This window comes from Paenibacillus sp. MBLB1832 (assembly GCF_032271945.1).
Taxonomy (GTDB): Bacteria; Bacillota; Bacilli; order Paenibacillales; family NBRC-103111; genus Paenibacillus_E; species Paenibacillus_E roseopurpureus.
Genome location: NZ_CP130319.1, coordinates 4,371,859 through 4,394,417 on the forward strand (window position 1 = coordinate 4,371,859; position 22,559 = coordinate 4,394,417).

19 protein-coding genes are annotated in these 22,559 nt (G+C 48.0%); 12 read left to right on the forward strand and 7 right to left on the reverse strand.

The window, feature by feature from the left end:
* Positions 1-282: 282 nt before the first annotated feature.
* From uxaC to MJB10_RS19625, 3 genes are all read right to left on the reverse strand, one after another.
* Positions 283-1,683: a glucuronate isomerase gene (gene uxaC / locus MJB10_RS19615; protein ID WP_314797447.1), complete on the reverse strand. Its 1,401-nt coding sequence runs from the start codon at positions 1,681-1,683 to the stop codon at positions 283-285.
* Between the two features lie 116 nt (positions 1,684-1,799).
* Entirely contained in the window at positions 1,800-2,750 is a 951-nt protein-coding gene (locus MJB10_RS19620; RefSeq protein WP_314797449.1) for a VanW family protein, read from the reverse strand.
* Positions 2,751-2,805: 55 nt separating this feature from the next.
* Positions 2,806-3,618: a phytanoyl-CoA dioxygenase family protein gene (locus MJB10_RS19625; protein ID WP_314797451.1), complete on the reverse strand. Its 813-nt coding sequence runs from the start codon at positions 3,616-3,618 to the stop codon at positions 2,806-2,808.
* Between the two features lie 166 nt (positions 3,619-3,784).
* Here MJB10_RS19625 and MJB10_RS19630 point away from each other — a divergent pair, with 166 nt between their 5' ends.
* On the forward strand, positions 3,785-4,558 hold the full coding sequence (locus tag MJB10_RS19630; protein ID WP_314797453.1) for a helix-turn-helix domain-containing protein: 774 nt from the start codon (positions 3,785-3,787) through the stop codon (positions 4,556-4,558).
* Positions 4,559-4,626: 68 nt separating this feature from the next.
* Positions 4,627-5,859 (forward strand): aminopeptidase, encoded by a 1,233-nt coding sequence (locus MJB10_RS19635; protein WP_314797454.1) that lies wholly within the window; start codon positions 4,627-4,629, stop codon positions 5,857-5,859.
* 51 nt (positions 5,860-5,910) lie between these two features.
* Here the strand turns inward: MJB10_RS19635 and MJB10_RS19640 are convergent, their stop codons facing one another.
* Positions 5,911-7,341, reverse strand: coding sequence for an MATE family efflux transporter (locus MJB10_RS19640; RefSeq protein WP_314797456.1), 1,431 nt, complete (start codon positions 7,339-7,341; stop codon positions 5,911-5,913).
* A 144-nt stretch (positions 7,342-7,485) separates the two neighbouring features.
* On the opposite strand from MJB10_RS19640, the gene rocF reads away from it, so the two are divergent.
* From rocF to MJB10_RS19655, 3 genes are all read left to right on the forward strand, one after another.
* Positions 7,486-8,403 carry an arginase gene (gene rocF, locus MJB10_RS19645; RefSeq protein WP_314797458.1) on the forward strand — a complete coding sequence of 306 codons (918 nt, stop codon included), beginning with the start codon at positions 7,486-7,488 and terminating at the stop codon, positions 8,401-8,403.
* Between the two features lie 153 nt (positions 8,404-8,556).
* Positions 8,557-9,270, forward strand: coding sequence for a DUF559 domain-containing protein (locus MJB10_RS19650; RefSeq protein WP_314797460.1), 714 nt, complete (start codon positions 8,557-8,559; stop codon positions 9,268-9,270).
* A complete protein-coding gene (locus MJB10_RS19655) occupies positions 9,260-9,667 on the forward strand; it encodes a hypothetical protein (RefSeq protein WP_314797461.1) in 408 nt (135 codons plus the stop codon). The genes MJB10_RS19650 and MJB10_RS19655 overlap by 11 nt, the downstream gene beginning before the upstream one ends.
* 160 nt (positions 9,668-9,827) lie before the next feature.
* On the opposite strand, the gene MJB10_RS19660 is transcribed toward MJB10_RS19655, so the two are convergent.
* Positions 9,828-11,258, reverse strand: coding sequence for an aspartate ammonia-lyase (locus MJB10_RS19660; RefSeq protein WP_314797463.1), 1,431 nt, complete (start codon positions 11,256-11,258; stop codon positions 9,828-9,830).
* Between the two features lie 360 nt (positions 11,259-11,618).
* On the opposite strand from MJB10_RS19660, the gene MJB10_RS19665 reads away from it, so the two are divergent.
* Complete coding sequence (locus MJB10_RS19665) at positions 11,619-12,818, forward strand: ornithine--oxo-acid transaminase (RefSeq protein ID WP_314797465.1); 1,200 nt, start codon at positions 11,619-11,621, stop codon at positions 12,816-12,818.
* Positions 12,819-13,027: 209 nt separating this feature from the next.
* Here MJB10_RS19665 and MJB10_RS19670 read toward each other — a convergent pair whose 3' ends face one another.
* Positions 13,028-13,471 (reverse strand): DUF2663 family protein, encoded by a 444-nt coding sequence (locus MJB10_RS19670; protein ID WP_314797467.1) that lies wholly within the window; start codon positions 13,469-13,471, stop codon positions 13,028-13,030.
* Between the two features lie 119 nt (positions 13,472-13,590).
* Positions 13,591-13,824: a cold-inducible protein YdjO-related protein gene (locus MJB10_RS19675; RefSeq protein WP_314797468.1), complete on the reverse strand. Its 234-nt coding sequence runs from the start codon at positions 13,822-13,824 to the stop codon at positions 13,591-13,593.
* Positions 13,825-13,981: 157 nt separating this feature from the next.
* On the opposite strand from MJB10_RS19675, the gene MJB10_RS19680 reads away from it, so the two are divergent.
* The 6 genes from MJB10_RS19680 (at position 13,982) to MJB10_RS19705 (ending at position 22,485) form a co-directional block, all read left to right on the forward strand.
* The gene (locus MJB10_RS19680; RefSeq protein WP_314797470.1) at positions 13,982-15,244 is read left to right on the forward strand and encodes an MFS transporter; all 1,263 of its coding nucleotides are present in this window, start codon (positions 13,982-13,984) and stop codon (positions 15,242-15,244) included.
* A 127-nt stretch (positions 15,245-15,371) separates the two neighbouring features.
* Positions 15,372-17,744: a helix-turn-helix domain-containing protein gene (locus MJB10_RS19685; RefSeq protein WP_314797472.1), complete on the forward strand. Its 2,373-nt coding sequence runs from the start codon at positions 15,372-15,374 to the stop codon at positions 17,742-17,744.
* Between the two features lie 275 nt (positions 17,745-18,019).
* The gene (locus MJB10_RS19690; RefSeq protein ID WP_314797474.1) at positions 18,020-19,678 is read left to right on the forward strand and encodes a type 2 periplasmic-binding domain-containing protein; all 1,659 of its coding nucleotides are present in this window, start codon (positions 18,020-18,022) and stop codon (positions 19,676-19,678) included.
* A gap of 75 nt (positions 19,679-19,753) precedes the next feature.
* Positions 19,754-20,683: an ABC transporter permease gene (locus MJB10_RS19695; protein ID WP_314797476.1), complete on the forward strand. Its 930-nt coding sequence runs from the start codon at positions 19,754-19,756 to the stop codon at positions 20,681-20,683.
* A gap of 15 nt (positions 20,684-20,698) precedes the next feature.
* Entirely contained in the window at positions 20,699-21,574 is an 876-nt protein-coding gene (locus MJB10_RS19700) for a carbohydrate ABC transporter permease (RefSeq protein ID WP_314797478.1), read from the forward strand.
* Positions 21,575-21,714: 140 nt separating this feature from the next.
* Positions 21,715-22,485 carry a class I SAM-dependent methyltransferase gene (locus MJB10_RS19705; RefSeq protein ID WP_314797480.1) on the forward strand — a complete coding sequence of 257 codons (771 nt, stop codon included), beginning with the start codon at positions 21,715-21,717 and terminating at the stop codon, positions 22,483-22,485.
* Positions 22,486-22,559 lie beyond the last annotated feature (74 nt).

Consider the following 22,559-nt stretch of genomic DNA (forward strand, 5'->3'; position numbering starts at 1 on the left):
TTGTCTACTACGACAGGTTTGATCCGCTTAAAATGCATAATTACTATAAGCTCGCTTCACCTTGTAAAGGATGATCCGCGCGGCTTGCACCTGCTGAAAGGTGATTTTTCATCATTTTAGAGAGTTCCTAGCCGGAAATGTCATCCGAAGTGATGATTTTCATCACTATATTGTATTGGAAACACGGGGTCCGGGGTTGGGAATGAGGGAACCGTAAATATTGCAAAAAAGTCTGTCCTCCCGAGAGATCTCGGTGAAGACAGACTTTTTATGCTTACGTGATTAAAAACCGAAGTATTGCTTCGCATTGTTATAGGAAATGCATTGAACCAGCTGCTTGAGCAGCTGCTCGTCGTTCGGGAACTCGCCCGCTTCAACCCATTCGCCGATCAAGTTACACAGAATGCGGCGGAAGTAGTCGTGACGCGTGTAGGACAAGAAGCTGCGGGAATCCGTCAGCATGCCAACGAAACGACCTAGCAAACCAAAGTTACCCAATGACTTCATTTGGGAAACCATGCCGTCGCGCGTATCGTTGAACCACCATGCTGCGCCCAACTGGATTTTGCCTGGAATGCCGTCGCCTTGGAAGCTGCCCATCAAGGATGCAAGGATTTCATTGTCGCGCGCATTCAAGGAATACAGAATCGTTCTAGGCAGCGAATCCGCCACAGCTAATGACGACAATAAACCTGTCAAAGCAGCGGCAACAGGGCTGTCTCCGATGGAGTCAAAACCTGTATCAGGGCCGAGCTTCGCGAACGCTTGTCCATTGTTGTTCCGGGACGCATTGATATGGTACTGCATTGCCCAATCCAGCTTCTTATAAATGCCGCCAAGGAAGAGCAGCGTGTACGCTTTGTACTTCTTCTCGTCTTCCAGGCTAACAGGCTGACCAGCAAGTCCAGCCGCGAAAATCGCGTCAACTTCCTCTTTGGTCGCTACTGCATATGGCACGTAGTCCAATGCGTGGTCAGACACTTTACAGCCAACGGAATCGAAGAACACCGCGCGGCTCTCGAGTCCTGCTAGCAAGTCATCATAGGTGCGGATCGGTGTACCTACTGCTTTTTCTAATGCAGCAATCCACGGCAGGAACGTCGCGCGATTGATTTCTAACGCCTTATCTGGGCGGTAAGAAGGCAACACTTGCGTCGTGAAATCAGCAATCTCTTTGATCTTGATGTGGTATTCCAAGGAATCCACAGGATCATCCGTTGTACAGATCACGGTAACCTTCGAATTCGTAATCAGGTCTCTGGCACGCGAATTCCCTTCCGCCAGCTTCGCATTTACTTTTTCCCAAATCGCAGGCGCATTCTGTTCATTGATGATGTCGTGAACGCCAAAATACGTTTGCAACTCCATATGTGACCAATGGTAGAGCGGATTGCCGATCGCCATTGGAAGTGTTGAAGCCCAAGCTACAAAGCGGTCATAGTCGCTTGCTCCGCCCGTAACTTTGGATTCGTCAACACCATTCGCACGCATCATCCGCCATTTGTAGTGGTCCCCGTACAACCAAGCTTCTGTAATGTTGGCGAACTGCTTATTCTCATAGATTTCCTTCGGACTTAGATGGCAGTGATAGTCAATAATCGGCAATTCTTTCGCATATTCATGAAATAAATGAACAGCAGTTTCATTCGTTAATAAGAAATTCTCATCTAAAAACGGTTTCATGATTCGATTTCCACCCTTCTCAAGCTGAATGATCTGCCCTATATTTTAGCAAAAGAAAGGGATGGAATCTTGCGATTTCGTGCTTTTATTTCTTGAAATATGCATATCTTGACCTTCTACTCCGAAGGCATCGCCCGGTCCTTGTGATCTCCCACATCGATATGTGTCTCAATTTCTTCAGGAATCGTTTCTGTAACGCCTTGCACATGCCGCGGCTTATAGTTAATGACATCGGAGGACGAGATGCTCACATACACACGCCCATCTAAGGCCCGTGCCCGGATTAAGATGGGCTGGTTATAATCGTTGCGAAAACTGAAATCAGGTCCGCCCCAATTGACTGTGGCATCCCTTCCATGTGGAACATATGGCACAGATCGGCTGTGCGAATAACGTTCGATGATCGTTAATCCCGCACGATCCACTGCGTTGAATAACGTCGAGGATATTTGGCATATCCCGCCGCCAATTCCCTCGGAGAACTCTCCCCTGACAATGATTTTGGCTGGCAAATAGCCTCGACTTGGTGTACGAACACCGACTACACGATTGAACGAGAACGTTTCATTCGGCTGTACGACATAATTGTTGATCGCTTGAGAAGCTAACTTGAGATTTGTGAAGCGGTGATGATTGCGAGAATTGAAATAGGTCACATAATAGCCGATAGGACGTACACGAATACTGGCAAGAAGTTCACTGTCTACCTTGGGATAGATGAATTGCACGGGCAGCTCCATCTTCAACGGTCCCTCATCATAAAAGCGGCTATAAAACTGTTCTCGAAATGCTCGCCGATTGAGGCGAATTCCCGACATTTCCTTCACGATGCCACCGCTGTCATTAATCGTCGCGTTAACCGGTTTTCGATAGATCGCTTTCTCCATCTGCTCCGTTAAGCGAGTTAGTTTCTGATCATCGACTAAGGGCACATCCAGCAGTGGGATCGCGTACGGCTCCCGCTGAATCTCGGCCACTCGCCCCCCGTTCGAATCATCTGTTAGTACGAAGGGCACCCCCTTCGGCTGGGCTAGCAAGAGTAAACCCAACAACCATTCATAGCGCATAAACGCAATTCACCTCCTCCCCTAGTGTAAACAATTGTCAAATTTCCATTCAGTGTTAGTGTGGATATACCGGTTGAAATTCCGTGCCGCAAGGACCGCCATCTGGATTGATGGCTAGATCTACAGGCTCGCCATTACGCCTAAATAAGGGGCGGTAGTATTGGTTAATTTGCGTGGCTGAAGCATTCGCATAATGACAGATGAATGCGCGGCGGAAGCGATCCCTCGTTTTATTTCGGTACGATCCATGAATGAGATTGCCGTTAAAAAAGAGCACATCGCCCCGATCCATGCGGATCGGCAGCACGCCTTCCTCCTTCGGCGGCTTCACATAATGCGTCGTGAACGATTCCTTCGCATCTGCCATTTCAGGGCACACGAGCGCATAATCATTCGTTTTCGGGACGACGAGCAAACCGCCATTCTCCTCATCGGCCGCATCGATAGCCGTCCACGCCGCAATACAATTGCCTGGCTCTACCTGCAAGTAGAAATTATCTTGATGCAGCGCTTGCCCACGCGAGCCTGGCGGTTTAAAGTAAAACATGCTTTGCGCAGCAATCGGCTCTTCCTCATACAAATCTGCTAAAACGTCAAGGACAGGCGCATGCAGCATGTACGATTTCGCTGTCTCATTGAAACGATGCGGATGCATGACACGCGGATAGCGCTTTAGCGGGTCCTCTTCACCTGCGTGAAGATCAGGCTCGAAATAACCAGGAATCTGTTGCTGACTAATCGCTTCGAACGTTTCATCCAAGGTGGCAAGATCCTCTTCACTAAACAATCCTTTCACCACAAGATACCCTTCCCTTGCAAAAAATTTCTTCTGCTCTTCCGATAAGAATTGACGATTCGATTCTGTCATAGTATTCATTCCTTTCGATATTGGCTTTCACAACGATCTTAGCTTTAGCATACGGAATTCAGCCTTACCAAAGAAGTAAGCATCGTGCTAATGACTCCTACAATCCTGCTATCATTCTGGTATAATTGTCAGAATAACTGCTCTTAGGAAAGAAGGCGAAGACTTCTTGCAATTCGATGAATTTCACTTATTGGCAGGGCATTTTACAGAAACCGATACCTATGTGACGAAACGCCCGCAAGGCCGTGAGGATTGGCTGCTCACCTACACACTAGGAGGGGAAGGCTTCTTTCGCTCTTTAGACCAAACACACAACTGCCGAGAAGGCGATTTCGCTTTGGTTCGTCCTCACGCTCAGCAGCACTATGGAACCGCACCTGGAGCGATTTGGCAATTCGTCTGGATCCACTTCCCTGACAGTTTGACGGAAACGAGTCTGCTTCCCGACCAACCTGTTCTGCATATGTCGATCGAAAATGACTCCCTGCGCGAGCGTGTTCATCATGCGTTCATGCGTATATTGGCCGATTCTCGGGAGCGCAGCGATTACTGGATGGAGCTATGCATCGCTTCAGTGCGAGAGCTGCTTCTGCTCCTTGCACAGAAATCCGCACGTAAGATCGATGCGCGTATTGAAGAGGTTCAGTACTTGCTATCCAAGATGATGCGGCAGCCGATACGGATCGATGAATTGGCCAAAGCGGTTGGGCTTTCCCCCTCGCGGTTATCCCATCTTTTTAAGGAAAGTACAGGACTATCCATTATTGACTCGTTGAATCGCATGCGCATCCAGCAAGCTGTTCTTCTGCTTCAGGATTCGGTGCGCAGCGCCTCTGAAGTGTGCTATGATGTCGGCTTTCAGAACTATAATCATTTCTCCAATCAGTTCCGGAAATGGTACGGAGAATCCCCAAGTACATTCAAAAAAACGCGACGGTAAAATTTATTTGACAGTCGGCTGACGGCAGGATAAACTGCAAGCAAGATGAGTATAGGAGGCATGGTAAGATGGGTTTCGAAAGCAATCTCGAGAAATACGCAGAGTTAACGGTACGTGTAGCTTTAAACGTCCAAACAGGACAAACCGTCTGGATTAACGCACCGATTCATCACCCTGAATTCGTGCGTCTCATTACGCGCAAAGCTTATGAAGCTGGCGCCAAACATGTACATATTGAATGGCAGGATGAAATTTGCACACAAATTCGCTATACACACGCGCCTGATGAGGCATTTCATGAGTATCCGACTTGGCGTGCACAGGCTTTAACCGAATTAGCTGAGAACAACGGCGCATACCTATGGATCGACGCAGATAACCCAGAGCTGTTGAAGGACGTAGATCCCACTCGAATTGCTAATAATGGCAAAGCGGCAGGGCCTAAGCTCGTGAAATGGCGCGAATATATGTCCTCCTACAAAATGACCTGGTCGATCATCGCCGCACCTTCGCTCGCATGGGCTCAGAAAGTGTTTCCTGATCTGGAAGACAGAGCCGCCGTTCTTGCCCTATGGGATGCCATCTTCGAAGCGACTCGCGTCGATCAAGAGGATCCTGTCCAAACCTGGCAGGGGCACAATGCCACCCTTCGGAGTAAGCGCGAGCAATTAAATGACAAGCAATTTCATAAAATTCATTACCGCGCGCCAGGCACCGCACTTACCGTCGAACTGCCGCCGAATCATATCTGGCGCGGAGGTTCTGCTACGAACGAAACAGGCGGATTCGATTTCAACCCGAACATTCCGACGGAAGAAGTGTTCATCTCGCCGCTTCGTCTTGGGACGAACGGCACGGTTTGCAGCACGAAGCCACTGAGCTATCAGGGCAATCTCATCAACAACTTCTCCCTTACATTTGAGCAAGGTCGCGTGACGCACTATACAGCAGAGCAAGGCTTTGAATCCCTGCAAGCGATGATCGAAATGGATGAAGGCGCACATTTCCTTGGCGAAATCGCGTTGGTGCCGCATGTATCTCCGATTTCGAACACGAATTTGATCTTTTTCAACACGCTTTATGATGAAAATGCATCCAACCATCTGGCACTCGGCCGAGCTTTCCCGACTTGTATCGAGGATGGGACGAAGATGTCCAAAGAAGAGCAGCTGCAAGCTGGTCTGAATGACAGTCTCATTCACGTCGATTTCATGATCGGCTCCGCCGAGATGGATATTGACGGGGAACACGCTGATGGCACAATCGAACCGATCTTCCGTAAGGGAAGCTGGGCGTTTTAGAAACATAAAGGCTCGGAGGACAGTTGGTTAACTGCCTTCCGAGCCTTTGATTTATTTTTTATCCGTGTCTGTTTCAATTAAACGATGCTGATACCACTTGTCCCCGCGGAACCTCAGCAGGAAGACCAATCCTCTTACGCCCCATTCAATGTTCATCGCTAACCACACGCCAATAATGCCGAAACCGAACACAATACCTAGCACATAACCAAGCACTACACGAAACAACCACATCGAAAGCATGGACGTCATGGACGTGAATTTGGAATCTCCTGCGGCTCTTAGCGCTGCTGGCAAAAGAAAGCTGAATGGCCACAATGGAATTTGAGCAATGGCGTTGATGAGGGTGACGATGAACAGATCGTGCAAAATATCCGCTGGGGGATGAAATAAGCTGACAATCGGATGAAATAAAGGCAATAAGATGAGCGCCATGAGTACAAAAGTAAACGAGGAAAGCGCGAGAAACGACTTCGCGAATTTCCGGGCATCTTGAATGTTCCTGCCGCCAATACACTGGCCGATTACTGTGACCATTGTCAGAGACAGCGCAGCAGACGGAATCTGAAAGACGCTTGCCAACGAGCCGCCAATCGCATTCGTTGCCAAAGCGTGCGTCCCTAGACTAACGATAAATACTTGAGTGAGCAGCTTTCCGCCATTGAAGAATAGCTGTTCTGCAGCAAACGGCAGCCCAATAAAACTTATTTTTCGAATCATGGCTATATTCATGTGCAGCATATCTCTCAGTCGTAATTGGAAATTCGTATCCCATTTCAACAGGTATAGAAGTGCAATGACAGCTGCCCCATATCTCGAAATATTCATGGCAATCGTTAAACCATGTACGCCCATATGCAAAAAGTTAACACAAATAACATTCAATACGACGTAGGATAAGTTCATAATCAAAGAAAGCTTTAATGACGCTCGGGATTTTCCTATTCCTCGTAATGCACCGCAAACAGCCTCCACAATGGCAATTCCTACGTAAGACAAGCAGCTTCCAATCAGGTACGTTTTGGCATTCGCAAATACATCTTGTTCTGCATTTCCGAACAAGAGCGATAGGGCTGAATGATGAAACACTAGAATCGTAAGGCTCAAACCAAGCGCTATCAAGGAGACAGTGGAAACGGAGCTGGCCGCAGCTTTCGCGAACATGCGCGCATTGCCGCTGCCTTTATACTGGGCGACAACGACGGTTCCTCCCGTCGAAACTGCGATAAATACACTGATTAGAAAAATATTCAGCGAATCAATCATACTCACGGCACTTACCGCTGCAACACCCGATGAGGAAATCATGGCGGTATTCAATAAATTAAGGCTAACGAGAAAGGCTTGATCAATGAGAATCGGTACGTACAAGGCAATAATTTGCCGATAATCAATGACCTCTCCCGAGAAATGTTTGTTCAAAAAGGCTTGGCTTCTCATGCTGAAATTCGGTTTCACGGTCTCAACTCTTTTTGTTGTCATTATATCACAGAAAAATAGTGTCACCCAAAAAGTAACATCATATATTAGATGTAACAGCTATCCTCATCTGAGCTCGAATATGATACGCTAGATACACAGGTTCATGATAAGGACTTGCTAACTCTACCTTTAGGAGCTGATCTGATGAGCATTCAACCAACGATTGCGACCATTCATGTTCCATTCGATCTTGGAGCTGCTCGCCGTGGCGCAAGCCAAGGGCCCGCTTCCATCCTGCAGGCGGGTTTACAGCATCATTTAGAAGATATGGGGTTAACGATCGAATCGCTTACAGAAGTTGGGTTTGGCGGGGTGGCTTTAGCACCGCTTGATCAGCAGATTGAGGCAGAAAATCTAAACTATTTGGCAGAGGTACTTGAGATTAATACGCGACTTGCAGAAGTAGTTGATCTTGCGGTGAAAAAGGGGAGTTTTCCGCTCATCCTTGGCGGTGACCATAGTATCGCGATCGGGACGCTGGCTGGGCTAGCTGCCCATTATCGCAATTTAGGCGTCATCTGGATTGATGCGCATTCGGATTTAAATACAGCTGCTACGAGTCCTTCCGGCAATATACACGGCATGTCCCTTGCGGTCAGTCTCGGCATTGGGCATCCCTCCCTAACCGAAATTAACGGCGTCAAGCCTAAAGTAAAGCCCGAGAACATCGTGCTCATCGGCGCTCGCTCCTTAGATGAAGGCGAGAAGAAGCTGATCCGCTCACTCGGCATTAAATGCTACACCATGTACGACATCGATCGAAAAGGCATGGCAAATGTCATGCAAGAGGCCATCGACTATTTGAAAGATCGTACGGACGGGGTTCATGTGAGCTACGATGTCGACTCGTTAGATCCGATTGAAGCTCCTGGAACGGGTACAACCGTCAGAGGCGGCCTACAGTTTCGCGAAGCTCACCTTGCCGTTGAGATGCTCCACGAATCCGGCCTGGTGACATCCGCTGAATTCGTCGAAGTGAACCCCTTGCTCGATGAGGAGAATAAGACTTCGCAGTTGGCTGTTAGCTTAATTAGTTCTTTGTTGGGGGAGCAGATTTTGTAGATGGACGGAAAGGGCTTGCATATTGTCGGTGTTGTTAGTACCTCAATTATGATAAAATAGAAAAATATGGTTGTGAAGCACACGCCGCCTTTCCCTGTTCAGCATTCGCTGACGGGAGAGGCGGCTTTATTTATGCCAAGGAGGCTTATTTAAATGAACTCTACTGAAAATGCAAATGCTACTCGATCGCCAGAGCACTTTGTGAACCTGCATCTTGCTAAGAGAAAGGGTGAGCGACTTCGTCGGCTGCAGGAAGGGCATGGACATGCAGAGCGGCTGTTTCTTCAGCACGTGTGGCTGCCCGCATTTGGCCAATTTGACGATTTGCATCCCGAGTATGAAATCAAAGATTTTCGCGATGGCAGCCGATTCATCGATTTCGCCTTCCTTCGCTTCTCGCTGAAACTCGCCATTGAAATCGATGGATACACGTCCCACGCTAGCCAAATAAGTCGAACTCAATTCTCCGACCAGCTGAGTCGGCAGAACCATTTAATTCTGGATGGCTGGAAAATATTGCGTTTCACCTACGATGATGTCAAAGATCGCCCACGTATGTGTATCCAACTCCTGCAACAATTTATGGGCCGATTTCTTGGTGCATCAACGTCGGCTGAAAGGCAACTGAACATGAGCGCACTGGAGAAAGAGATCGTACGCTATGCACTAAACCAAACTTCTGCCATCAAGCCTGCGGACGTCAGTGAACAACATGGGATCAGCCGCAAGAAGGCTTATCAAGTGCTTAAACATATGGCCAGCAAGTCAATTCTCCAACCTGCTGGCAATGGGACACAGAGCATCCGTGGATATAAGCTGCACGAGCTTTGGTTGACATGGTGGGAAAGAAATAACCATGTCATATAGGGACGGGCTGAGACGCCCGATTTGGGCGGCTCAGCGGAGCGCGGCGGCGTTTGGGATTCTGAGACGCCCATTTCGGGCGGCTCAGCATGAAATTAGCTACTATTCCGAGATACTGGGAGCTGAGACGCCCATTTTGGGCAGGTCAGCAGGGCGAGGTGGCGATTGGGATTCTGAGACGCCCAGTTTTGGCGGCTCAGCATGGGCAATGACGATTTCGATTCTGAGACGCCCAATTCGGGCGGCTCGGAGGGCGAGATGCCGCTTTCCGCAGGAGTTGGGAGCTGAGACGCTTGATTTGGGCGGCTCAGCGGACCGCGGCGGCGCGGTGGGGGCTGTGGCTCCCATTTTGGGCGGCTCAACGGGCGGGATGCCGCTTTCCGCTGGAGTCGGGAGCTGAGACGACCGGTTTCCGCGGTTCAGCGGAGCGCGGTGGAGCGGCGGGGGTTGAGGCTCCCATTTTGGGCGGCTCAGCGGAGCCCCTGACGCAAACCGCCCCGCCGCAACGCAAACACCCCCACTTGATTCCATCTCAAGTGGGGGTGTTCAACGATACCAGCCTACTCCGTGTGGCGCAGCAAACGCTCGCCGGCGATGCCCGGCGTCGTCATCTGAATCGGGTTGAGGATCTCTTCGATCTCCTCTGAGGTGAGCAAACCTTTCTCAAGGATTAGCTCCTTGAGTGTCAGACCCGTCCGCACCGCCTCTTTCACCAACTGCGCGGCAACTTCGTAGCCGAGGTGCGGGTTTAAGGCGGTGACGATGCCGAAGCTTTGCTCGACGTACGTCTTGCAGCGCTCGCGATCCGCTTCCAGTCCTTCGATCGCGAAACGCTCGAAGACATCGGCCGCGTTGCGCAAGATTTTGAGCGATTGCAGCAGGTTGAAGGCAAGTACAGGGCCCATGACATTCAGTTCGAATTGTCCCGCTTCACAAGCCAAACAAATCGTATGATCGTTCCCGATGACCTGGAACGCAACCTGATTTACAACCTCAGGCATGACGGGGTTCACTTTGCCTGGCATAATGGAAGACCCTGGCTGTCTAGGCGGCAGCTTGATTTCACCTAAGCCTACGCGCGGTCCTGAAGCCATGAGTCGAATGTCATTGCAAATTTTGGACAAGTTCACCGCACATACCTTCAGCGAAGCTGACAATTCCGTATAGGCATCCATGTTCTGCGTGCCATCGACCAGATGCTCTGAATTTTCGATCGGAATGCCCACCTGATCACGCAGATGGAACATCACCCGTTCCACATATTCGGGCTTTGCATTCAGACCAGTTCCGACAGCGGTTGCCCCCATATTTACCGTTAAAAGCCCTTTCGAGGCTTGTTTAATGCGATTGATATCACGCAGCAAAACGCGTGCATAAGCCCCGAACTCTTGCCCCATGCGAATCGGAACGGCATCCTGAAGATGGGTCCGTCCCATTTTGATCACATCGTCAAGCTCCTTCTCTTTCTTGGCAAAAGCCGCCTGAAGCGACGTTAACGCGACCAGCAGCTGTTCAGATAGCCGATAGGCAGCGATTTTAATCGCAGTAGGAATGACATCATTGGTGGATTGAGACATGTTAACGTGATTATTCGGATTGCAGTGGAAGTAACTGCCCTTCTCCTGATTCATCAGCTCCAACGTTCGATTCGCGAGAACTTCGTTCATATTCATGTTAATCGACGTGCCAGCCCCGCCTTGTATGGAATCGACAATAAACTGCTCGAGGAGGTTCCCATTCCGTACTTCTTCCGCAGCTTGGACCAGCACTTCGCCAATTTTCTTTGGCAGCATATGGGTTTCCATATTCGCTTGCGCCGCCGCTTGCTTCACTTCTGCCAGTGCGGTGATCAGCTCAGCGTGGATTTTCACGCCGGTGATCGGAAAGTTTTCTACCGCGCGCATTGTTTGAATCCCGTAATAAGCGTCAGCAGGAACTTGCTTTTCTCCAATAAAATCTTTCTCAATGCGATAGTTCATCGTACACACCATTCCTTTACTATCATGTTAGCGCTCGATGTTGCGTAATCGGTGTTCTGAAGTCGGTAATTAACATATGGTTAATTATTCGGGCTCAATTGACAAATTCGAGAAGGCTCGAAGGATTCCTGCACAAAATGCGCTTGATCGTCTTTCACCAAGGTAACGGCTTCCAATGAAATGAACATCCTTATTTTGAACGGAATTGGCGGCGATATGCGTCATCCTTCAAAATGAAGTGAAAACTTGGCAATCCTCATCGCATGACAACAACCAAGTTTTCAGAATATAATGAATTATATGTAGACAATTGCAGTATGGATAAGGTCACTTCTATGGAATCTAACCTGCCCCACTCAAGGAGGAACACGTATGGAGACCAAGAGCAGCCGCATTATTGCACAAACGGAGAAGTTTGGCGCACACAATTATCATCCCCTGCCAATTGTCATTTCTCAAGCAGAAGGCGTTTGGGTGGAAGATCCCGAAGGAATGCGATATATGGATATGCTGAGTGCGTACTCCGCGCTCAATCAAGGTCACCGGCATCCGCATATTATTCAAGCTTTACTCGATCAAGCAGCGAAGGTCACGCTAACGTCGCGAGCTTTTCATAGTGAAACACTGGGTTTATTTTATGAAAGACTGGCCGCTTACACGGGAAAAACAATGATTCTGCCAATGAATACAGGGGCTGAAGCCGTCGAAACTGCCATCAAGGCTGTACGCCTTTGGGGCTACGAAGTCAAGGGGATTCCAGCTAATCAAGCCGAAATCATCGTATGTGAAGGCAACTTCCATGGTCGTACTGTGACCATTATATCGTTCTCCTCCTCACCTGAATATACACGCGGCTTCGGGCCTTTCACACCTGGCTTTCGCATCATCCCTTATGGGGATGCGAAAGCCCTCCGCGAGGCTATTGGCCCGAACACGGCGGGCTTCCTCGTGGAGCCGATTCAGGGCGAAGCTGGCATTGTGATCCCGCAGGACGGCTATCTGCAGGAATGCTATGAGCTATGCCAAGCGAATCAGGTGCTGTTCGTCGCGGACGAAATCCAAACGGGATTCGGCCGCACAGGCCGCCGCTTTGCCTGCGACTGGGAAGGCGTCACGCCGAACCTGTACGTGCTGGGCAAAGCCCTTGGCGGCGGTGTGTTCCCGATCTCGGCAGTGGCCGGAGATCGCGAAGTGCTTGAACTGTTCGAGCCAGGTTCTCACGGCTCGACGTTCGGCGGAAACCCGCTCGGCTGCGCCGTCGGGGTCGCCGCACTTGAAGTGCTCGAGGCCGAACAGCTCGCTGCGCGTTCGGATGAGCTGGGGGCTTATTTCCTGAAGCGGCTTCAGGAAATCAAATCGCCGCTGATCCAGGACATTCGCGGCCGCGGCTTATTCATAGGTATTGATTTAACTGTCGACGCGCGCCCTTACTGTGAGGCATTGAAAGACCGAGGTCTACTCTGCAAGGAGACCCATGCTCATATCATTCGCTTGGCCCCACCGCTCGTCATCACAAAGGAAGAGCTGGATTGGGCTTGGCAGCACATTCATGATGTGCTGAACCAGCACTAAACAAAGACATCCCCACTCGGACTAAACCCGAGTGGGGATATCTATTTCACAAAAACTAACTCGCCAAACACCTGCGGAATGTGGAAGTTAACCTTCCCGATGAATACTTCCACCACATCTTCATTATAAAGAGAATCATCTGTCACTCAAATCTTCGATATACCGACATTCGTACTTCATTCGATTTCAATCCCCTGCATCCTGCACAATCAACTCTTATATCTGATATTAATATCAAACTCCGAAGAAAGATAGCGGGAAACGTGATCGCGAACTTCGGACTTCAGATCTCGCAACCAAGATGCATCGAAGCGTTCAATAACCTCGGTCCGCAGATCCTCATACTTTGACTTCGCTTTATCCGTTTCTTTGGACCTGGAAGAAGCATAGAGAAAGAGACTCAAGCAGACCAGCATAAGAGCGCACAGCCAACGATTTGAAATTAACATATCTAAGATGACCATCGCATTCCCGCCCGCTTTCATAATAACTAGGCGATGAAAGAGGTAGATCACACCGAGCAACGTTCCGCCTGCCAGTATGGAGAGTAAAGGCTGAAGCCGTTTAAGCCTGTCCAATTTTTCTTTGCGCTCGCTTAATTCTTTCAGCATCACTTGTGAATCTTCACTCAGCTCATTGATCGGCACAAACACAGCATCTCCCCCTTACCAACATGCTATGCTGGGCTCGTCCGTAACTTGCCAAAAAAAAGATCAAGAGCATCACTCTTCACGCCATGCCGAAGATGCTCTTGATCTATCTTATTTGTAAATTAGAATCTTTTTTTCCCAACTAGGAATTTCTTATTCCCTTTTTTCGCCGTTACAGGGACATGCTTATAGCTGCGTACCATCGCATTTTTGCAAAGGGGGCATGTGGGTACAGCTTCCGTCACAAATTCCTTGCGAACCCATGCTTTACACTCTGTTCCTTTACATTTCCAAATCTCGATCTGTTCAACTTCCGGTTTTTGTTCTTCCGTTACAATACTCGTTGTTGTAGACATTTTAATTCAGTGCTCCCTGCTTCGTAGATTAGACTACTTATTATTATACAGATCGGATCGAATATCAAGTCTTTCCCGTGTTCAAAAGTATTTACCAATGGTAGAATAGACAAAGCGATTGCAATTTAGACACAAAATACAAAGGCAGGAATATCGCATGACGAATTTACTACGTGAATGGAAGCTGCAACTCCAAGGCTACAGCCGCAATATTAAGCTTTTCTTCTGGTTCAATTTCGTTTGGAACATGGGCATTAGTATGTTCGGACTCGTATACAACTTATACGTGCGAAGTTTAGGGTATGAACAAACGACAGTAGGCCACATGGTTGGCATGACATCGCTAGCCGCGGCCATCATTCTGATTCCGGCAGGAATAATGAACGATCGTTTCGGACCTAAGCGTGTCATTTCCTTCGGATTAATATTTACGATTGCGGCTTTAATCGCGCGTTCCTTGATTGAAGTCGAACATGGCATGCTCATTGCCGCATTTCTTGGCGGAATGGCACTCGCTGTTGTTTCGGCCACGATCCTGCCATTCATGGCGAATAACTCTTCGCCGCAGCAGCGCGTTCATCTTTTCAGCCTCAATATGGCGCTTGTTATGCTTGCGAATGTGATCGGTATAGCGCTTGGCGGCGTGTTATGCGACTTCTTTCAATATGTGATCGGGTTTGGTGAAATTCACAGCTTGCGATATACCCTTTTACTCGGCATAGCGATTGCAGCACTTGGTGTTATTCCGATGTCCTTATTCGAAAAAAGCGAGCAAGAGGCCGCACCTACAAACCGCAGGGAATCCGTGAATTGGAAGGTAACGTGGCGAGAAAATCGAACGTCCATTCAGGTCATCGCCATCTTCTGCTTGCTCGGCTTGCTTTCGTCTCTAGGCGGGGGTATGATTGTTCCTTATTTAAATGTCTACTTCGAAGATCGCTTTGAAGCTTCCAAATCTGCGATTGGCATCGTCGTCGCTTTGGGACAAGCTGCCACGGGTGTGGCCTTCTTAATCGGCCCTATGATAGCCAAGCGTTTTGGCGAAGTGAAATCTGTTGTCTATTTGCAGTTAAGCTCGATCCCATTTCTGCTCATTACGGCATTATCGGCGAATTTCTATCTATCTTCAGGGGGATATTTATTCCGACAGGCGCTCATGAACGCAGCAAATCCCTTCTATAATTCGATCAAAATGAGTTATGTGCATCGGTCGCTGCGCGGACTTGCTTCTAGCTCGGGAGAAGCCGTGTTCAACCTAGGCTGGTTTCTCGCGGCACCTGTCAGTACAGGCCTTGTTTTCCGATACGGGAGTTATTTCGGCTACGCGTACGCTTTCTGCATCACGGCTGTTGTCTATTCGGTGATTTCGTTCCTATTCTATTTCTTTTTCGGTAAACAGCGGTTCAAAACTCTTGAATAATCCCACATGATAGACTTCTTTTCCCTCGTTGACGCAGGCGATGGAAAAGAAATACAATAGAATTGAGAGCGCATTCACGCTAACTTCTCGCTGCTCCATCGATATTTGATACGGGAGGTAACCGCCTATGCCATTCAAACATATTTTCAATAGACAGAGTGTTGTGCTTACTTGGATGATTTCATATTTCGTCGTTCTGTTACTCCCTGTAGCGATTGGTCTGCTCCTTTATGTTGAATCCAGTCGGACGCTAAAGGACGAAATTCAACAAGCAAACGACTCTTTATTGAAACAAGTGCGTGAAGTCATGGACAATCAGTTCAAAGCGATGGAGCAGCTGAACTTCGAAATCATGTGGAACGTCAACATTCAAGAGCTGCTCTACTCCAATAAATATGAAACCCATCCCAAAGATTACCCCTATGATGCTTATCAAATTGCACGAAGCTTATCCCTGTACAAAAACTCCTATCCTCTCATCGACTCCTTCTACATCTATCTGAACAAAAACCAGTCTGTCATTCTTCCGCAAACCGTTCGTTCGAGCGATTTTGCTTATGAAACGTTACATAAGAGCGCACAATTTTCGAAATCTTCTTGGGAGTCCATCATGACTCGCAGCAATTTCAAAGGCTTCATTCCGATGGACCGCATTGGCGACGATAATAGTCTGCGGAAGACGGTTGCTTATATCAGCACGTATCCCATCGAACATGATCAACCTCTTGCGACGAACGTCATCATGATCGACCAGTCTCGCATTCTCGGTGCGATTCAGAATATGGAAATATTCAATAAAGGCCATGTCGTCATCCTGAATGAACAGAATGAGGTGCTTGCTTCGAATTCATCAACCACAATGCCTGCTGACTTCCCATTTGCGAAATTGATCAATACCGACACGAACTTTTACTTCAAAAGCTCAGATGGCGAGAAGTACGAAGTATTCAACATTCAATCGCCGCGTTCCAAATTGAAATACGTCTCGATCATGTCGAGTCAAGTGTATTGGCAGAAAGCCTCCCACATCCGCAACCTAACTTACCTGAGTATGCTTATCAGTCTGTTAGGCGGCAGTATCCTCACCTATGTGTTCCTGAGACGAAATTACAATCCCGTTCGGCAGTTGGTCCATGCCTTTTCCAAGAAGCATATGCTGCTTTCACGCAAACGCTATAACGAGTTTCATTTTATCCAAGAGGCTGTCGATAGTACGTTAATTGAAATGGCTGATTTTAAAAGCAAAGTGGAACAGCATCGCCATATCGTGCGATCTCATTTCGTCGAGAAGCTGCTGAAAGGCAAGTTGGACGGTACGATCCCGATCGCCGAGGCCTTAACCACCTTCGATATGAAGTTTGATCGGAATGCCTATGCTGTCATGCTGCTTATTATTGATAAAAGCGAAACGTTTTTCGAACGTATCAACTATTCTTCTGATGAAGAGAAGTGGAAGCTGCTGCAATTTATCGTAAGTAATGTCGTCGAAGAACTTGTGTCCCAGCGACACCGCGGCTATGTGGCCGAAATCGACGATACACTAGCCTGTCTAGTCAATCTAACTGTTGAAGACGGTCCAAGCTCGACCGAAGAGCTGCGACGTATCGCCGATGAAGCACAAGCTTTCCTGGCGACTACGTATGATCTCCATCTCACCATTGCGATAAGTAATGTGTACGAGCAGATTACGTTCGTGCCACAGGCTTTCCTTGAAGCGCTGGATGCGATGACATATAAGCTGGTCATGGGCGGACGCGAAATATTGGCCTATACCGATCTTGATGCGAATCGATCCTGTGATAACCCGACAGGGTATTATTATCCGATGGCCATTGAACAGCAATTTCTGAATGCTTTGAAATTTGGCGAGCTTACAGAAGCTCAGCATCTGCTCCACTCGATTATTCAGAGAAATTTTGAAGAGTCTCGCATCTCAATCTCGTTAACCAAATGTTTGCTGCTCGCTTTGGTTGCCACGATTATGAAAAGTCTGAACGATACTGGCGGCATGCAGGAAAGCTTCTTCATTCGCAACCCGAAACAGCTGGACCGCCTCTTGAATAGTAAAACAATGCCTGAAATGGAGGGACAGCTAGGCGAAATGATCGCGCAGATATGCGCGTATACAGGGGCCAAGCGCCAACATACGAACTCGTTAACGAAGCAGAAAGCGTTGCAGCAGCTCGTCGAGCAAGTAAATACGTATATCGAGCAAAATTACACGGATGTGAACCTGAACGTCTCGATGATCGGCTCGCATTTCGACCGAAAGGCAACGTATTTATCTAAACTTTTCAAAGATTATGTTGGGGAAGGTTTGCTCGATCGGATCAATAAGGTACGCATTGAGAAGTCCAAGCTGTTGCTTTCGGCCAAAGAACAGACAGTTGGAGATGCCGCATATGGTGTCGGCTTTAATGATATTAATGCCTACATCCGTGTTTTTAAGAAAGTGGAAGGCATTACGCCTGGCAAATATAAAGAATTACTCGACAAGTAAACGTAAATCAGGGGTGGCTCAAGGGCTGCCCCTTTACGTTTAAACCTCGTAGTTATGGGCTTTCCGAGTCGAAATTGGCTTTTTTGAAGAAGCGATTGGATATTTTGTAGAGCAGGATTGTGAATATCACGATGCGTTTGGAGATTTTGAAGATACCCAAAATGAAAGCGCAGTCATATAGTTAAGGCAGAACACAAGGAACCCTACACACAACCTTCGAAACCGAGTACCCATTCTAATCCAGCATGCTGGACAAACTTTGTAGGAGGTCTTTTATGAAAACAAACAGAAAAAAAATGGTTACGATGCTTGTGGCTACTTCCTTAATGGGAACCGTCGTTGTTGCCTGCTCTTCCAATTCTTCAACTAGCAATACGGCAAGTCCCGCTGCTTCGTCGGGTTCAACGTCGACAACAGCACCTGCTGGGGCTGCAGTTACTTACCCGCTCAAGACCGATAAAACCTTAACCTACTGGGGTGAGCTGCCTGGTAACTTAACTGGTGTGAAAGCTACTCACGCGGATACACCTTTCTTCCAAAACTGGCAAAAAGTCAGCGGTGTCAATATCAAGTTCACAGCACCGCCTACGAACCAAACGACACAAGCGCTTAACGTCCTGCTTGCGACTGGCGATCTGCCCGACATGATTGAATATAACTGGCAGGGTGACTTCCCTGGCGGACCTGAGAAAGCGATTAAAGACGGCTACATTTTGAAATTGAATGATACCATCGATAAATACGCGCCGAATTTGAAGAAATACCTCAAGGAGCACCCTGATGTTGATAAACAAGTAAAAACCGATAACGGAAGCTACTATGTATTTCCTTTCATCCGCGGGGACGATTATTTACGTGTCTTCCAAGGACCGATTGTTCGGAAAGACTGGCTGGATGACCTCGGCTTGCCTGTTCCGCAAACGATCGACGAGTGGTATACAACACTTAAAGCGTTTAAGGAGAAGAAAGGCGCCACTGCCGCATTCTCTGTCGTAAGTGTGCCTAGACCGTTCAACGAATTAGGCAACGGGGCATTTGCCAGTGCCTTCGGGGTGACACGTGATTTCTTCATCGACGATAAAGGTGCGATCAAGTTCGGACCTGCGGAGAAAGGCTACAAAGATTTCCTCGCTACCTTTGCCAAATGGTACTCGGAAGGCTTGATTGATAAAAACTTCGCAACGGCCGACAGCAAAGCGATGGATGCGAACATGGCTTCCGGCGCAACAGGTGTTACCGTAGGTAACGCAGGCGGCGGTATCGGTAAATTCCAACCGCTGATTACAGCGAAAGATCCAAAAGGTGTTCTCATTGGTGCTCCGTACCCTGTCCTGAAAAAAGGGGATATCGCGATGTATGGTCAAAAGGACCCTGCCAACGCGCCAGGTGGCTCTGTCGCCATTACAGCCAACTCCAAAAACATCGAGATTGCCGCTAAGCTTCTTGACTACGGCTATTCCGATGCAGGTCACATGTTCTTCAACTTCGGAACTGAAGGCGTTTCCTACAACATGGAAAACAACTATCCGAAGTACACGGATTTGCTCATGAAAAATCCAGATAAGTTAGCGCCAGCACAGGCCCTTTCTCTCTATATTCGCGGTAACTACAACGGACCGTTCGTGCAAGATAAACGCTACATCGAGCAGTATCTAGCGCTGCAAACCCAACGTGACGCTGTTTCTACTTGGGCCAAAACGGATGTAGATAAACACAAATTGCCGCCAATTACTGCAACACCTGAAGAAAGTACTGAATTGGCTAAAATCATGACAGATCTAAACACATTGGTTGATGAAATGACGCTGAAAATCATCTTAGGTACAGAACCAGTCGACAGTTTTGACAAATATGTAGAGAAATTCAATTCCGTCAAATTAAGCCGTGCGATCGAAATCAAGAAAGCTTCCTTAGATCGTTTCAACAAGCGCTAATTACTAACCACAGGGCGGAGGAGCAACAGCTCCTCCCCTCATCCATTCCATTTTCACGGCGAAAGGAGAGATATGATGCGTAAAACAGCGACGGCTAGCTTTCCAGTACGCTTCAAACGCGATTTTCTGCTAAACAAATACTTATACCTGATGATGATTCCCGTTCTGGCTTACTACGTTATCTTCCACTATGCGCCGATGTATGGAGCTTTGATTGCTTTCAAAGAATACACACCGATGAAGGGGATCGTCCATAGTCCTTGGATTGGATTCCAGAACTTTCATGATTTCTTCGGCAGCTACTATTTCTGGCGAATTCTCAAGAACACCGTTGTCATTTCCCTTTACACACTTTGCTTTGAATTTCCAGCCCCCATCATTTTGGCGATTCTGATTAATGAGCTCGCGAACAAGAAGTTTCAACGCTTTGTGCAAACGGTTACTTACATGCCGTACTTCATTTCCCTCGTCGTCATCGCTGGGATGATTAAAGACTTCACGAATAACGGCGGCTTAGTGAACACGTTACTAACTTATTTTGGCGCGAATGATACAGCGATGCTGCAGAAGCCAGAGCTGTTTCGAACCATATATGTGTTATCGGAAATTTGGCAAAAAATCGGCTGGGAATCGATTATATATTTAGCTGCGCTCATGAGCATCGATCAGGAGCAGTATGAAGCAGCAAGAATGGACGGGGCAACCCGACTGAAGTCCATCTGGCATATTACGATCCCAGGGATTCTGCCGACGATTTCCATTATGTTCATTCTGCGTATGGGGAATTTGCTCAACGTAGGCTTTGAGAAAATTATTCTGCTCTACAATCCAAGCACGTACGATACGGCTGATGTCATTTCGTCCTTCGTGTACCGGAAAGGTTTGCTCGAATTTGGTTGGAGTTATAGTGCAGCGGTCGGGCTCTTCAATTCCGTGATCAATCTCGCTTTGCTCATCACAGCCAACAAAATCAGCAAACGGATCAGCGAAAATAGTCTATGGTAAGAAGGAGGGCTTCACATGAAAATCAGCTATTCAGATCGCGTATTCATCGCCGTCAACCATGTTCTGCTGCTGTTGCTCGTGGTTGTCACCCTTTATCCGCTAGTCTATGTGGCGTTCGCTTCGATCAGTGATGGCGCACAACTGATTACGCACAAAGGCTTTCTCTACCGCCCTCTCGGCTTCAGTATCGAAGCTTACAAGAACGTATTTCACAATCCTTCTATTCTAAAAGGGTACCGCAACACCTTATTCATCCTTGTTTTCGGTGTCACGACGAACTTGATTGTGACCGCCTTAGGCGCCTACGTGCTCTCCCGTAAAAATGTCATGTGGAACCGTGTCTTCATCTTCATCGTCATTCTGACCATGTTCTTCAGCGGCGGTCTAGTACCGCTGTACTTGATTGTGAAAGGTGTCGGCCTGATCGACTCCTTATGGGCCACGATTTTGCCATTCGCCGTCAATACGTTTAACTTAATTATCATGCGCACAGCCTTTATGGCTGTCCCCGAAAGCCTCGAGGAATCGGCCAAAATGGACGGCGCGAACCATTTCGTCATTCTGTTTCGCATCATTATCCCGCTGTCCATGCCGGTTATCGCGGTCATGATCTTGTATTATGCGGTTGAGAAATGGAATGGCTGGTTCTGGGCCTCGATTTTCTTGAAGGATCGCGATCTCTACCCGCTTCAGCTTACTCTTCGGGAAATCTTGATCGCGAATAACACTGACATGATGTCCACTGGCGCCAACGCTGCTGACCAATTCCAGATCGGCGAAACCATTAAGTATGCCACGATCATGGTTGCTTCTGTCCCCATTCTGGTCCTGTATCCATTCGTACAGAAATATTTCGTAAAAGGCGTCATGATTGGCGCTGTCAAAGGGTAGCACATCAACGTCGTCCACTCCTTCGTCGGAGGGACGGCGTTTTATTATTTTGTGCGCGTAGGCACAAGCAGAGACTGCAGGAAACGGTTGCCATACATTATACAACAGTTAGTTTTTCATCGCAGAAGGAGGAAACGCGTATGCATGTGGATCTAGGGTGCGGGCTTCATAAGCATGACCATTTCTGGGGCATTGATCGTATCGATGCACCTGGTGTTGATTGCGTCTGCGATATCAATGATGGTATTCCACTGCCCGATAACACGGTTGAATTCGTCATGATTAGCCGCAGCCTGCCCTATGTGACGGATTTATTCGCTGTCATGGCTGACGTGTATCGGATCTGTTATCACAAGGCCATCGTGTGCATACTCGCCCCTTACGCTCATCATTTCCGCCACATGTCCAATCCGAACTTGAAGCATAAGTTCGATGAATACACGCCTCGCTATTTCACCAAATCGTTCGCTCAGCCATCGGGGTGCACGTTCTGCCCGCCCGTACCCGACTATCTCGTGAACGACGTTCCCTTCGACTTTCGCCTCGTACGCATGGAGCTATTCTATGAACCGCCCTATTCCACTTCGTTGTATGAACAAGATGAATTGGACATGTTACAGTACGTACAGCCGAATCTGGTGAGTGAAATTATGTATCATTTTGTTGTGGTGAAAAAAGAACTTCCTCCCGATGAATGGCAGCAGCTGTGCAAGCAAACTTATATGGAACCTATATGGGCACCTGCGCTTCGACGTCAACTCGAGCCTGTCGAGATTGTTGAGGCTAGTGAGATTGTTGACTCCCCGTTGCCAGCCCCCCTTCCTGCGCCTCTCCCTCCGAAAGAGCCAAGCAAACCCGCAAAAAAAGCACCTAGCCAAGCTAAAAAAAAATCGCGCGCAAAGAAGTCATGATTTTGCCTATCCCAAAATCATGTTTTCGCAACTCCATCATATCTTAAAACCATCGGCCTATTTTACTTTCCACT